The sequence below is a fragment of the Nonomuraea thailandensis genome, assembly GCF_024172165.1.
Lineage (GTDB): Bacteria > Actinomycetota > Actinomycetes > Streptosporangiales > Streptosporangiaceae > Nonomuraea > Nonomuraea thailandensis.
In genome coordinates this window covers 3,550,846-3,564,593 of the sequence record NZ_JAMZEB010000002.1, presented here as the reverse complement: position 1 = coordinate 3,564,593, position 13,748 = coordinate 3,550,846, and the positions used below count along the sequence as shown (strand labels likewise).

The following is a 13,748-nucleotide window of genomic DNA, read 5'->3' as shown; positions in this document are numbered from 1 at the left end:
TGCGCATGAACGGGCAGACGGCCGGCCGGGCCCGTGCCCGGCCGGCCGTTCCGCTCTCAGTTGACGACCCGCAGCTCCAGCAGGGTCTCCCGGCAGTTGTCGGGGAAATCCGGGTGGTTCTCGTCGCACGTGACGTCCGTGCGCCCGAACTGCTCGCTCTCGTCCCGCTCGACGCGCTTGGTGCGCTCCGTGCCGGACGCCACGTTCACGACCGTCGCGTCCACGTCATGACCGGCCCCCGGTGACCGGCCGTCTCCCTGGACCTCGTAGACGTTCGGGATCCGGAGCTTGACCACTCCCTTCGGCGCGAGGACCTTGAAGCACACGGCTGTCACGCCGAGGTGCGGCTCGCCGACCTCGGTGTCGCCGTTCAGCAGGCCAGGGAACACCTTGATCACGCCGACCCCGTCCTCCGTGGCCGCGGTGCACGAGACCCAGATGATCCCGCCGTTGCCGGAGATCAGCTCGAAGTTCCGCGCCTCGGCCTCGTCCCTGCCCCAGTCGTCCTGGCCGGAGGTGCCCGCGTACTCGTGCGAGAGGTCGAGGGGATAGACGAAGCCCTCCACGATCGACTGGCCGCCGGTCGGCAGGGGGGTCGGGTCACCGTCTCCAGGCTGGGTGCCTCCGGCGGGCACGAGGTCGCCCATGTACCAGCCCTGGACCTCCACCAGGAGGTGCGCGGTGCCGGGGCTGTCGTTCCTGATCCTGATCTTGCCGTCGGTTCCGGCCTTGACCACGGTGTGCCCCGCACGGACGCCTTCGGCCTTCGGCGCGTAGTTGACCAGCGAGGTGGTCCGCTCGGCGCCGTCGACCGGCCACACGTTGAGGTGTCCGTCCGCCGTGTTGTCGACGACGGTGAGGTTCAGGGCCGCCGTGGCTCCCGCGGGCACGCCGAGCGGCACGTCGACGGTGCCGTTGGCCGGTAGGGGCTCGCCGTCGCCGGCCGAGCGGGTGTCCAGGCGGCGCACCGCCGTCATCGTCCGCAGCCTGGTGCCGCTGTCCGCGCTGCCGGTGAAGTAGCCCAGCGCGGTCGCCACGAAGTGCACCGACGAGGCGCCGTTGTTGGTGAAGGTCGCCCGCCCGTCCGCGCTGAGCTGCACCGCCACGCCGTGCGCGGTCGTGCCGGGCACGTAGTCCATGACGCTGCGGTTGTTGGCGCCTCCGGGCGGGAAGGCGCCGACCCAGCCGTCCTGGGTCGCGTCGGTCACGATCAGGTCCAGGTACGCCGTGCCGGCCCCCGCCGGGATGGCGGCACCTCGAAGGTTGAAGGTGCGCGTCCCCCGCGGCGGCACGACGCCCGCCGGCCCGCCCAGGCCGCTGCGGGTGTCCACGACCCGGGTGTGGTCGACCGGCACGAAGCCCCGCCCCGCGGTCCCCGAGGTGGTGTAGTAGCCCTGGACGTCGACCGTGACGTGCGCGCCGGGGCCGTTGCTGTAGACGGCGAGCTTCCCGCTTGCGGGCACGGGCACGACCGCGGTGTTGGAGATGATCTGCCCGGCGCTGGCGTTCACCATCGACAGGGGCGGGCGCGGCGCGCCGTCCGGCAGCAGCGTCAGGAAGGTGGGCAGCGTGCCCGCGATGGCCGTGACGTCGACCAGCACCGCGGTGACGTCGCCGGCCGGTATGCCGCCCACCCCGGTGACCTGGAACGGGGTGAGGCTGCGCGCCTCCCGCGGACCGGCGGTGGCGCCCAGCCCGGATCGGGTGTCGAGCACCTGCGCGCTGGTGGGCAGGCGGACGAACGCGCCGCCCCGCACGGTCTGCCGCACCCAGTCCCGGACGTCGTCCAGCCGCACCTCGGTGGCCCCGGTGCGGGTCTCCGACGCGTCGGTCTCCAGGCAGCCCGCCTGCCAGGAGGCGCTGTTCAGCGCGACCAGTTCGAGGCCGGCCGCCACGCTGCGCAGGGCGGGCCCGCCGGCGTCTCCCTTGCAGATGCTCGCCGGCGCCGAAGAGCCGGGGGCGATCTCGATGGCCCCCGCGTTCACCGTCCGCACGGAGAAGGGCGCCGTGTGCAGCCGGTGCGGCACCCACGTGGTGGCCGTACGCCCGAAGCCGGCGACCCGCAGCTCCTCCCCCGGCGTCGGCGCGGTCGCGCTCACCCGCACCGGCGTCACCTCGACCACCGGAGCGGCCAGCTTGGCCAGCAGCAGGTCACGCGCGGGATGCGGCACCACGTGCGTGACGCCGCGCACCTGCCCCTCGCTGACGGTCGTCAGGTCCTCCCTGCCGACGGTGACGGTGGTCGCCTGCGACGGCGGACCGGCCGGCACCGGGGCGCTCCCCTCGGCGAAGCAGGACTTCGCCGTCACGATCCACTCCGGGTCGATGAGCGCGCCGGAACAGCCGCGCACCGCGTCCCCCACTCTGACGTCCGCCACGAACCCGTACCCGTCGGCGGGCGCCGCCGACCCGCCCACGATGCCGAGGGCCGGGGCGGCGGGCAGCGCCGCGGTGGCCACCACCCCGCCGAGCACCAGCCCCGCGAGCGCACCGCGGCATGATAAAGAACGCATGGATGACCCTCTCTTCCGGCCGATGGCCGGGGATGAGCAGCGATGGCACACACGGCCCCGTTCCGCGCCATCCTCGCGGCCGCCGCATTCAGGCCTGCTTCATTTCTGCTTCATGCACACAAATCTGCGCACCTGTCATCACTCACGCGTTGTGTGTCTGAAGGTCCTGGTGTGTCCCGGGAGGTTGTTGTACCGCTTTGTAAGAGGTAGTGACCGGGGACGATGGCTACCCGGCTACCGCCCTTGGCTCATGACGTGGGGATCAGCGAGTGCCGGTCCTCGGCCGGCGGACGCGGATCGGACGTGACGTCTCTCCACCAGGCACCGCGGGCGAACGCTACAAGCCTCACTGGAACAAGCGAAAATGAAGGCCGGCGGCCAGGACCCATTGCCACGTGGCGAGTGATCTCCCAGGGATTCCGCCTTGACCGGCCGCTCGAATATGGCCGTCCCGTCCTCCGGCGACTGCTTCCCATTCTGATCACTGCAGGCACGCCAAAGACGACAAGAGGGCGCAGATTTACTGCGGGTGCGGTTCAATTGAGTTTCGACGTTGCTGCCGAGCCCTCGGAAGGTCGGCATGGCCGGGCTGCTCGCCAAACTCATGGGTACGTGCCTCGCTGTCCTTGTCACGAGCCTGACCATGCCCCTGCAGGCCGAGGCGGTCACCGCACCTCTGCGGGTGAGTCCGGAGGAGTTCGACTCCAGAGTGGCCTACTGCCTCTCCGAGGACCGTCGCGACGAACTCGTGGAGGCGGCGAACAACCTCAAAGTGGGCACGCCAATCCCCGTGCCGTCCCCACCGCACCCCTCTCCGACGGATACCAGGATTCGCATCGGTGACAAGGAGTTCGGCTTGGAGGACTGGCCGACCGGCAACAGTATTGCGTTCAAGCGTGTTTGCGGTGCATTGATCAGGACCGATCCCGATCAAAGACTGCCGAGCAGCTCTTTCTGGTCCGGCTTGTTCGGCGGCATGATCCCGGTGATCATCGGAGGGCTCCTCACGTTGTTCGCCGCCACCCGAACGCTCAGACGAGATCGGATCGCGCAGGTCGGCACCGAGTTGCGCGCGGCGGCCATCGCCTACCGTCGCGCCGCCACCCAACATATCGCGGCGCAGACCGACCCCACCAAGAACAGCCGCGACGAAGACGGCGAACTCGCCTCGACGCAGATGGCGCTGGAAGGACAGCTGTGGGCGATCCGCGGGCTTCGGCTGCATGGCGCAGCGCTCGCGGATGAGTTGTTACAGCGCCTGACAGCCGAGGGTCATGCACCCTGGGGTAAGCCTGCCGAGTGGCGTGCGGAGGGACAGAAGAATCGCCTTGAGGAGTTCAAGAAGGAGCGTACGAAGGCGGTTGAGCGCGAGGTGCAGGTCGCCTTCGACGTGGTGCTGGCGTGCGAGCGCGCACTGCCGCGCCCGCACTGGCTCATGAGGCGCAAACGCATCTCGGACGGCCGGTCGTGAGAAATCCATTCGTTCATCCGAGCGCTCGTCCACAGCGTCCCGATGATCCCCTGCGGCCGCAGTCAGAGGCCGGCGATCTGCGCTTCTACATGAAGCTCGGCAGCCAACGGGATCAGTGCCTGGCATTCCGTCGGCACTACGCCCGCCAGGACGCCCCGGCCAAGAATGGACACCTCATCCTGGTCACCGGGCAAGAAAAGCACGGAAAGACCAGCCTGCTCGGCTGGTGTGCGGCCTACCTCAGGCGCAAGGGGGCGCCACGAGACCACCATCGTCGGCATCTGACCGTTCAAAGCGCCATCGACTCCGTGCTATTCGCCGACCTCTCGCCCTTTACGTTCGACTCGGCCGACGACAGGGTACGGTTCCAGAAACTTGTGCAGATACTTCAGGCCGGTGGGACACGACTTCCACTTGACATATCCAGCACAAGGGAATCAGAGGACCACTATCGCGTCTTGGCACACTATATGCAGAAGGGTCTGGATTGTCACCTTCTCATCCAACTGCCTCCGATGGACACCATGGAGCAGATTCGTTCCCACCTGTGGAACGCGTGGCCGGGCATCACGTTCCTGGCCGAGACATCTCCCATCCTCTACGCCGATCTCGAGAAGAACACCGGCGGAGAGCCGAAAGAATTGAGCACCTATCTCTACGAAAAGGTGCAGGACACGGCATTCAGCACGTTCATGCATCTACACGCCGGCCCCCTACAGGACGACGAGTTCGTCTCCTATGTGCGGGAGAGGCTGAGGATCAGCAACTGCACAGTTCACGTCGATGACGATCTGATAAGTGAGTTCCACGAACATCGGCGCGACATCGTCGGCATTGGTCACTGGCGTAGCATTTTCAGAGAGATCTTCGACCTGCCGAACTTGACCGCCCTGGAACGAGAGCACTTCAACACTTTCTCTCTCGGCGGCACATGGCCAGTCAGTGCACAGTCGAAGATTGATGCGGAGTGATATGCATGCGCAACCCGTTCCCGCGAACACCGGCCATTCTCGAGGATTTCGAGCTGCGCAACACCGTGCTCACGAGCACGATCCGGCTCGCGTCGGCGGAGGTGGACACGTTCCTCCACGCCGCCGCCTCCCGCAGCCGGGAGGAGGCCGGCACACCCGGCTCAGGAATGGCGCTTGCCTATATCGGTGCGCCCGGTTCCGGCAAAAGTCACCTGCGTAAGCACCTGGAAGCTATTCTCATTCCCGCTGCCAGGCGCACCCATGCCCCGCACTTCAAGCCGCATTTTTTCACGGCCGGTGGCTCACCGAGCCGCTTTCTCACGATCTATCGTGAGCAGCTCATCACAGATCTCAGCCTGAGCAGTTTCAGGCGGGTCCTTCGCTTCTACTATGCCGCCGCGACCGCGGACCTCCTGCAGCAGCTCAACGCGAGCGCGAAGCTGATCAAGGAGGTACGCACGATGGGCACCGCCACCAGCGAGGTCGTCCAACGGCTTCGGCTCTCTGAGCATGACATCCGCCGCGCCATGGCCGCCGCCCTGCGCGTCATCACCAACTCGGATGAGCTGGCCACCCAGCTCTCCCAGCACGATCTGCACGAAGCAGCAGGTGACACGCGCAGGCCCGCGGCCGTCTGGGAGTGGCTGAACTGCAAACCTCCCGACCCCATGCTCGTCGAGCAGGGCATAGCCGAGCAGATCGACTCGGACGAGAAGGCACTGAGCGCGTTCACCATGCTGGCCTTCCTGTACGGGCGTGCCGGCGAGCCCTTCTTGCTCACCGTGGACGAGATCGAGCGCATGTTGCAGGAGAGCGACCATTCGCCGACGTGGAACATGGGGCGCCTCCAAGGTTTCGAGCGCCTGGTGAACGTGCTCATCGATACCGGTGGCATCACCATAATTTTCGCCGCCACGGACAACATTGACCGGTTTTCCGCCGGCTTCCATGAGCGCGTCCGGATACAACCGGTCGAGCCGTTCACCGAGAAGGACGCGAAGAGACTGATCGATTTCCATGTGCCGCCGAACTCCAAGATCAGATTTCCCGAGACCGCTATCGCCCATCTGACGCGGCTCGCGGAAGGGAATCCCCGTTTCATCCTCGACGTCTGCCACCGCAGTTGGGAACTGCTCGCCGGGCCGGATCCACGGGGCGCCGTCGAGGTCGGCACTCTCGACATCGACTCGGCTGTCCGGCAACGCCATGAACTGCCGAACATCGGGATGGTCAATCGAGAGGTAGGGCACGTCCTGCAGACCGGAGGCTGGGCGTACGAGAACCCCGAAGAGCACCGGTTCAGGATCGCAAGAGGTCTCAGCGGTGCGGCGGTGCAGGTACTCGTGACCGACTCCATTCTCAACGACGCCACCCGGGCGCGCCTGCTGGACCGGCTGGAGGAGCTCCTGCGCGCGCAGCGGCAGGAGCTCATCATCGTGATCAACGGCTATCTCCGTCCGAGTGATCGACGGACGATCGCCGGAGTCATCTCGCGGCAACCGATCACGTACAAGGACCGCTCGTTCAGGGAGCTTCTGCGTGAGCAACTGCTGGATGCCAACAGCAGCCTCGACGAGGCAGGGCGGCAGACGCTGCTGACCACGGTGCGGGAAGAGGTGTTGCGGGTCAGCCGGCAGCACAGTTACACCCAGAGCATCCTGGAGCGTCTCAACGCGCGCGTCGAGCATGTCTCTGCGGCAGGGCCGGCACCATCCGACATGCCGCGGCACGAGCATGCGGAGAGCCGGCTCCCTGCGCTGGTTCTCCGGCAGTTCACCGTCGTGCTCGACGCCCTGCGCCGGGAGACGGCCCTGGACCGGCTCTTCCCCGGTTCCTTGGCCGCCGAACCGGCCATTCACACCGATACGCTGTACGCGCCGCCGTCGGCCGCCCGCGCCTTCTACGAGCACATGGGGCTCATCCTCATTTTGCAACGGCTCGTCGAAGCGCTCATGGACGCCGTCAGCACCTGGTTCGCCGAAGCTCAGGATGCCGCTCTGCGCGGTCGCCCTCGAGCCGATCTCCTCGACGAGTTGGAGATGATCTGCACCAACTACCTGGCTTCCGTCGAGCTGATCCCGCTCTTCCGGCTGGCCACGCCGGCTACCGACGAGACACCATCGGGGTTCTACGAGCGCGGGCTCAGGTTCGAGGTGATCAGGGATCTCGAGCGGCTGGTGACCGGGCTCGGCTCACGCGTGCAGGAGCACATGACCCGCCACCTGGGTTTCCCCTCGGAGTAGGCCGGATGAGGGGCGGAGACGCCGAACTACGTTTCCGGCGTGTCCTTCAACTGCCCTCTGAGACGCGCGATGCGCCCGTCACACGATTCGACCGCGGACTGCTCCAAGGTGACCCCGAGCAGCAGGTCGTTCGAGCTGCCCAGTCGCTCGACGTAGATCGCTCCGGATTCGAGATCGAGCACGACTCTCTCGGCCGGGCCACCGATGATGTCACGGACGGCCCGGTGCAGGTGAGCCAGGTCGCCACGGCCTCGGTGGGCGAACTCACCGTAGAGGGTTCTCCGGTGGGCGGTCGTGATGCTGTTGAACAGATGTGAGACCGCCGAACTGTTGAACACGTCGGCTTCCATGACGGGCTGCCGGTCGCGGATCAGAGCAACATAATGCAGGTCGTTCACATTGAGCTGCTCCTTGAGCAGTTCCTGAACGGACGGTGAGGCATCCGGAGCCCGGCGGAAGGTGATCTCGGCCGACTGGGCGCTCTCGCTCCGCCGTCCGTGATATCCACCGGGGTTCTCATCGGGTAATTCGTACAACCCGGTCCGGATCGCGGTGATGAGTTCGCACAACCGCCAGTCGACGCGATCCGGTGCGCGGACAGGGGAAGACATCCCAACGATGTACTCCTCGGCGCGGACCCGGCCACAGACGATCAGGCCCGTGCCGGTCCGGAGCGCGATTCGGATGAGTCCACCGGTCCGCAGCGGATCCAGCAGCCACTCCATGCGCTCGTAAACCAAAATGAACCGGCGAAAAGCGCGGACACACTTCTCCCGCAGCGTGCCCGCGGCATCTGGATCGGACACCTCGGGGTGGTCGAACAGATCAATGGTGAAGTCCCGGAATCCTCCATTGAAATACATGAGACAGTGCGGGCCAGAAATATCGATCATGGAGTCCAGGCAGAGCCGGAGGAGCTCGCTGTAGGCGGGCGCCTTCGCATGACCTGCCCTGTTGACGGTGAGACGGTCTTTCAGCGGGTGCTGCTCCGCAGCGGAGAAAGCCGCACCGGCGTCCCGATCTTTCCCGGAAAGACCCATGGTCTCCGCCCCTAGCTAGCCTGGTATTTCTATGTCGATGACCTGCCTGTTGTCCTCTTGGCGCAGACGTGTGACATCGAGATTGATCGCTACGGCCTCGGTTCGAGGATGCCCATCCCCGTACACCAAGGTTAGGCCATCCAAAATATCGTTTTCCAGCTCAAAGGCTTCTTCACGCCGATCCAGTTGCACGAGTGTGCCGGAATGGTTGGCCGCCACCGCCAGATACAAAGGGTGCAAATCACCCACTTTGTCCAAGAGGGTGCGCACGGCTACGAAGCCATGCTCGAATGCCTCCTCGATCTGATCGACCATGCGCAGATAGACACCCAGGTTGCCCCGGCAGACCTGCGTGAAGGGATGGTCGGCGCCCAACTCTTCCTGCAGATGCCCCAGAGCCTGCCCTGCGTGTGCGACTGCGTCCGGGTACCGGCCCACGGCGAAGAGGTCGGCACCGAGACTCACTTCACAGCAGAGGGTCAGCGCGCCGGATTCACCGAACGCTAGGATGGCTTCTGTGAGGAGCCGGCGACCCTCCAGGACCAGATCGTCGACACCTCCCATCCGGCGCTTTATCACATGGAGACCGAGCCGCGCGGAGATCCTCTCCGTATGAGCCGGATCGGAGACATACTGCAACCGTTTCAGGACGTCCAGCAGACGAACTCTGGCATTCTCGTGCTCTCCCAGCTCACGCAGGAAGTAGGCCAGGTTGCAGGCAGTGCCGAGGACGAATGGATCATTGTCATCGTGCAGTCGTGACCGGCGGGCGATTCGCTCTTCGGCCAGCCGCACGGCTTCCGTGTAATGCCCCATCAGGCCCGCGGCGAGAGCGTGGTTGTTCATCGCCCTCCCGACTGCCGGATGGTTGGCGCCGAACAGTTTTCTCAGACCCTGCAGCGCTGAGGCGGACTTGTCGTAGGACAGTTCGAAGTCGCCGGTCGAACGCAGCCCGTACGCGACGGCGCCGGTGCCTTCCAGCACAACGGGATGCAGTGGACCGTGCACGCGGACGAGCTCCTCCAACGCGGCGCTCCCGAGCTCGACCGTCCTGCGGCCCTGTCCCAGCCGCAGGTGAGCTCGAGCCTGGATCAGCAGCAACTCCGCACGCAGCTCCGCGTGGAGCTCGCTTTCCGAGGCGCCCAGCATCCGCCGCCCGTCCTCGGATTCGAGCACCCGCCGACCCACTTCCGCATGGCGGAGAACCCGCCGTACCGAATCGTGGTGGTTGTCGAGCAACCGGAACTTGAGCTGGGCCAACGCCCAGCGCCACACGTCTTCCGGCATGGGAGCGGCCAGCACGTTCAAGGTGCCCAGATGGCGGTCGAGCTCCTCGAACACTCCCTTGGTGTCGGCGTCCATGTTCTCCATGTAGCGAGGAGCCGTCCGCGCCAGGACGCGCGCTACCTCGAGGCGTCGCAGTTCGAGCGTTCCTTGCAGACCCAACCGTTCGGTCACCGTTTCCCGCAGGATCGGTTGCATGCGGATGCGCTCTTCAGCGCGCCCCAGCTCGGCGCGGATCAGGCCGTAACGGTCCGCTTCCCGCAGCGCGACGTCGACGAACGACGCCTCGGCGAGCCGCCGGTCGACCTTCTGCATCTCCACCGTCATGTGCGGCGAGCGCAGGAGAGCCGGCTGAACCCCCCTCGACGACAGGAAGGCGAACACCTCGACCAGCCAGACGCCGGCAGCGCCTGCTGGGCCGTCGGCCAGCTCAAGCAGCGCCAGGTCTGCCAGGGTGTGATAGACGGACGGTTGCTGTCCGTACCGGGCGATGTGCTGGAGTCTCCGCTCCTCAAAGTGCTCGATGAAGTCTTCGACGATGCGTTCTTCCGCCTCACCGGTGCCGACCGGCGCCGACATGCTGTCCCGGGCGCGACCGGTGCTCTGACGGCTACGGGCGGCGAGCCAAGCACCCGCGAGATCGAGCGCCAGTGGCAGACGTTCGACCGTCTCAGCGACGCGTTGCGCGGCTCTGTCGGTCAACGTGGCGAGTCTCGTCCGTAACAGCGAGACGGCGTCAGCCAGGCTCATCGCGTCGATGGAGATGGTGTGGAAGGGCTCGGGCCATTGCGCCGTTCGTCCAGTGACGAGAACGTGACCGACACTTCCGGTAGCCGCCTCCGGCAGCGGCAGTGCCCTCATCAACTCCTCTGGATCACGTACTCCGTCACAGACGACCAGCCACCGGCGGCCGGTTCCCGACGCCAACTCCTGGCTCACCGCCTCCTGCAGATCAACGAAGGTGTGCAGTTTCAACCTCTTCGCCAGCCTGGTCAGACCCGTGCGGAAGCCGAGGTACTGCATGGCGTTGATCCAGACCACCACGTCGTAGGAGGAATGGAAACGCTGCACGAACTCAAGCGCGCTCTGGGTTTTGCCGATGCCCCCGGGGCCGCTGAGCGCGACATAGCAGCTGCTCGCCGGCGCAAGGGCGACACGCAACTCTTCCAGCAGCTCATCGCGTCCCTCGAAGCGGTGATCAAGCGTCAGCCCGATCGGCGGCTGGGCGGCACTGGGATACCTCGGCGGGCCGCCCTCCGAGTCCACGAGCAGAGGCAGAGGCCCCAGACCGAGCACCGAGGCGAGCAGGGCGGGGGCGTCCTTCTCCTCCGTCTGATGGAGATCCAAGGCGGGCAGGCGGGCCAGTTCCGCCGGAACAGGTTCGTCGTCCGTCCGGACTAGGACCGTTCCCTGCTCCCCGAACTGGCGAACGGCCATGGCATCGAGGTCGTCCGAGTGGATCACGAGCACCTGCTGGTCCACCGGGATAGGAGCACGGCCGATCTTGTACTGGGCCACCAGCTGGGTGCTCACTCCATACCGAGCGCAGAGGGCGCCGAGCCACTCCGCCCAGATCCGCCGCCGGGAAGCGTAGACGATGGTGATCTGCCTCGTGGCCAGGCTCTCGCTGCCGGTGAGCGAGCTGGCTAGTCTTTCGTAGGCGGCCCGCAGTTCCTGGGGTGCTCCAGGAGGTTCCAGCAGCACGGCGAGCCCTTCCGAAGCCGAGTACTCTGCCCGGTAAGGAATCTCCAGGCAGGCACCCGCGATACCGAAGCGGCTCTTCGCAACCTGCCGCACCTCAGCCAGGCCGTCACCCGCGCTGGGGTCCACCCTCATCAGGACGGGCACGATACGACCAACGGATGCCCTCTCGAACCAGGTCAGCTCTTCGCCGGCCTCTTCCAAGGCGCGCGGCGTCGGCGGGAAGCACAGCACGACACTGTCGCAGAGCGCCGCGGTGAAACTGCGAACGTCGTCGGCAGTGGATCGAGGAACGTCCACCAGGACGTAGTCATATGCCGCACACTCTGCTCGCAGTGTGCTCGCATGGCAGGCGTCGCTCTGCCACACGACCCGCCGCACGTGAATGCCGCCGCTCAAGCTCAGTGCGAGCGAAACGGCCCGTCCGGTGCCGATCTCTCCGGGAGGCGTGTACTGCTGAAGAAAGGCGCTGACCCCGGGCTCACCAGTGGTGACATCAACGACCAACACTCTGTACCCGTCCGCGGCGAGGATGAGTGCGACATTGCACAGCGTCATCGATCGCCCGCATCCGTCGCGTCGCGCGTGAAAAGCGATCACTCGCTGGACGTGAGGTACCTCGGCAGGCTTCGTCATCGCGCTCCGTCTCCGCCACCGCGGCCCCTGCCCAATATCAGAGAAAGAGGCGCAGAAGCTGCGCGGTCACCCTGGCATCCGAAGTATAGGTAAGGCCTCAGCCGGAAAGAAACAGTCGAGCACGTGACGGTATGGTGATCAGGGGACCGGCTTCGGCGGCACCCCCGAATACGCTCCGTCCATGATGATCAGGCTGTGCCCTGGCACCTGTCTAGGATCCGTCCTGGAAGCCGACCCACTGGGCGTCCGAACCGGATCGGTCGGCCAGGAACCGGCTCAACAGCATGGCCAGCATGGGGTTCGCCAGTGACGCGACTTGATCGAGGTCGAGGCTGGAGATATCTGGCAGTTCGGCGACCAGGTCATCGCTGTCCTCCGTCATGGGATCCGCCGCCCGTCCCCGGTGTGAGACCAAAGGGCGACGGCAGTAACTCTTACGAACGTCTCCGGCACTGCCCGGCCCTCGACCGCTACAACGATGTTACACGACTCGATACCGACGACCAGCTGAACTATTGTTATCGCCGCCAGAGCAATGCATCGCATCACTTACCCAACTTGATTCCCGGGAGATCCGATGGGCGGTGCCCGCGATCAGCGAGCCGGCTCCAAGACACCGGACAACTGGCCGGAGAACCTTGACATTGACGCGTTACTGGCAACCGGCTGGCGGCCCACGCCGTTCCAGGAATTCGTACTCAAAGTACATGGCCGGTGCGATCTGGCATGCGATTACTGCTATGTCTATCGATCCGCCGACCAACGCTGGCGGACCCAGCCCCGCATCATGTCGCTCACCGTCGCCGCACGTGCCGCCGCACGCATCGCCGAGCATGCCGAGAGACATCGCCTGACACACGTCAGGGTCGTCTTGCACGGAGGCGAGCCGCTGCTTCGCACGCCACATGACCTGGCTCAGATCATCGAGCTGATCAGGCGGGCGACAGGCGATCTTGCACATGTGGAAATGACCGTCCAGACCAACGGCATGAGATTGCACGAGCCGTACCTGCAGTTGTTCAAGCGCAACGACGTGCGGGTGGGAGTGAGTCTGGACGGTGATGCGACGGCGCACAACCGTCATCGCCGGACGCCGAACGGTGGGGGCAGCCACGACCTCGTGGCGGCTGGAATCCGCAGACTGATTTCACCGTCCTACCGGCACCTTTTCGGCGGGCTGCTCTGTGTCATCGATCCGCGGACCGACGCGACCAGCGTGTACAAGGGACTGCTCGAATACGACCCGCCCATGGTCGATTTCCTCCTGCCGCACGGTCACTGGTCTGTTCCCCCGCCCGGCCGCGTGCAAGGTGATCCTGCGACACCTTACGCCGATTGGCTCATCGAAATCTTCGAATTGTGGTACGGGGGAACCCGAACGACCGTGACCGTGCGATTCCTGGCCGGTATCGTGAATCTGCTCCTCGGCGGACGTGCCGCCGCCCAAGGAGTGGGCCTCGCTCCCCATCGGACCGTCATCGTGGAGACCGATGGCGGCATCGAACAGGGGGATGTGCTCAAGACGTCCCGGCCTGGCGTGAAACGGTCGGGTCGCAATGTCTTGCGCGATCCCTTCGATGCGGCCTTACGTGAGCGACAGGTGGTGGCCCAGCAATTGGGCTTGGCGGCATTGGCTCCTCTCTGCCGTTCCTGCACCCTCCGGTGGATCTGCGGGGGCGGTTTCTATCCACACCGATATAAAGAGGGGGCGGGGTTTGCGAATCCATCCGTGTACTGTCCAGATCTCTATCGCTTGATTCACCACATCAAGGCCCGTGTCGGCACGGATCTCGCGAGATCAAGCGCGGTACCGGCATGAGGCCGGGCCTGCACACTCTCGCTCGGAAAAGCTTTCTCGAGCTGAGTCACGGTGGAGGGGGCGCAACGGC

General features: G+C 65.7%; 8 protein-coding genes. 4 read left to right on the top strand and 4 right to left on the bottom strand.

Going from position 1 to position 13,748, the window contains the following annotated elements; genetic code table 11:
• Positions 1 to 56: 56 nt before the first annotated feature.
• Positions 57 to 2,513, bottom strand: coding sequence for a S1 family peptidase (locus HD597_RS19850; RefSeq protein ID WP_253744155.1), 2,457 nt, complete (start codon positions 2,511 to 2,513; stop codon positions 57 to 59).
• 580 nt (positions 2,514 to 3,093) lie between these two features.
• On the opposite strand from HD597_RS19850, the gene HD597_RS19845 reads away from it, so the two are divergent.
• The 3 genes from HD597_RS19845 to HD597_RS19835 are packed head-to-tail and all read left to right on the top strand — an operon-like array spanning position 3,094 to position 7,198.
• Positions 3,094 to 3,984 carry a hypothetical protein gene (locus HD597_RS19845; protein WP_253744154.1) on the top strand — a complete coding sequence of 297 codons (891 nt, stop codon included), beginning with the start codon at positions 3,094 to 3,096 and terminating at the stop codon, positions 3,982 to 3,984.
• On the top strand, positions 3,981 to 4,955 hold the full coding sequence (locus HD597_RS19840) for a hypothetical protein (RefSeq protein ID WP_253744153.1): 975 nt from the start codon (positions 3,981 to 3,983) through the stop codon (positions 4,953 to 4,955). Before HD597_RS19845 ends, HD597_RS19840 begins: the two co-directional genes overlap by 4 nt.
• 5 nt (positions 4,956 to 4,960) lie before the next feature.
• A complete protein-coding gene (locus tag HD597_RS19835) occupies positions 4,961 to 7,198 on the top strand; it encodes a hypothetical protein (protein ID WP_253744152.1) in 2,238 nt (745 codons plus the stop codon).
• Positions 7,199 to 7,224: 26 nt separating this feature from the next.
• Here the strand turns inward: HD597_RS19835 and HD597_RS19830 are convergent, their stop codons facing one another.
• From HD597_RS19830 to HD597_RS19820, 3 genes are all read right to left on the bottom strand, one after another.
• On the bottom strand, positions 7,225 to 8,238 hold the full coding sequence (locus HD597_RS19830; RefSeq protein ID WP_253744151.1) for a hypothetical protein: 1,014 nt from the start codon (positions 8,236 to 8,238) through the stop codon (positions 7,225 to 7,227).
• A gap of 15 nt (positions 8,239 to 8,253) precedes the next feature.
• Positions 8,254 to 11,859, bottom strand: a complete 3,606-nt coding sequence (gene fxsT, locus HD597_RS19825) for an FxSxx-COOH system tetratricopeptide repeat protein (RefSeq protein ID WP_253744150.1) — start codon at positions 11,857 to 11,859, stop codon at positions 8,254 to 8,256.
• A 211-nt stretch (positions 11,860 to 12,070) separates the two neighbouring features.
• Complete coding sequence (locus tag HD597_RS19820) at positions 12,071 to 12,241, bottom strand: hypothetical protein (protein WP_253744149.1); 171 nt, start codon at positions 12,239 to 12,241, stop codon at positions 12,071 to 12,073.
• Between the two features lie 195 nt (positions 12,242 to 12,436).
• Between HD597_RS19820 and HD597_RS19815 the strand changes: the two genes are divergently transcribed.
• Positions 12,437 to 13,678, top strand: coding sequence for an FxsB family cyclophane-forming radical SAM/SPASM peptide maturase (locus HD597_RS19815; protein WP_253744148.1), 1,242 nt, complete (start codon positions 12,437 to 12,439; stop codon positions 13,676 to 13,678).
• Positions 13,679 to 13,748 lie beyond the last annotated feature (70 nt).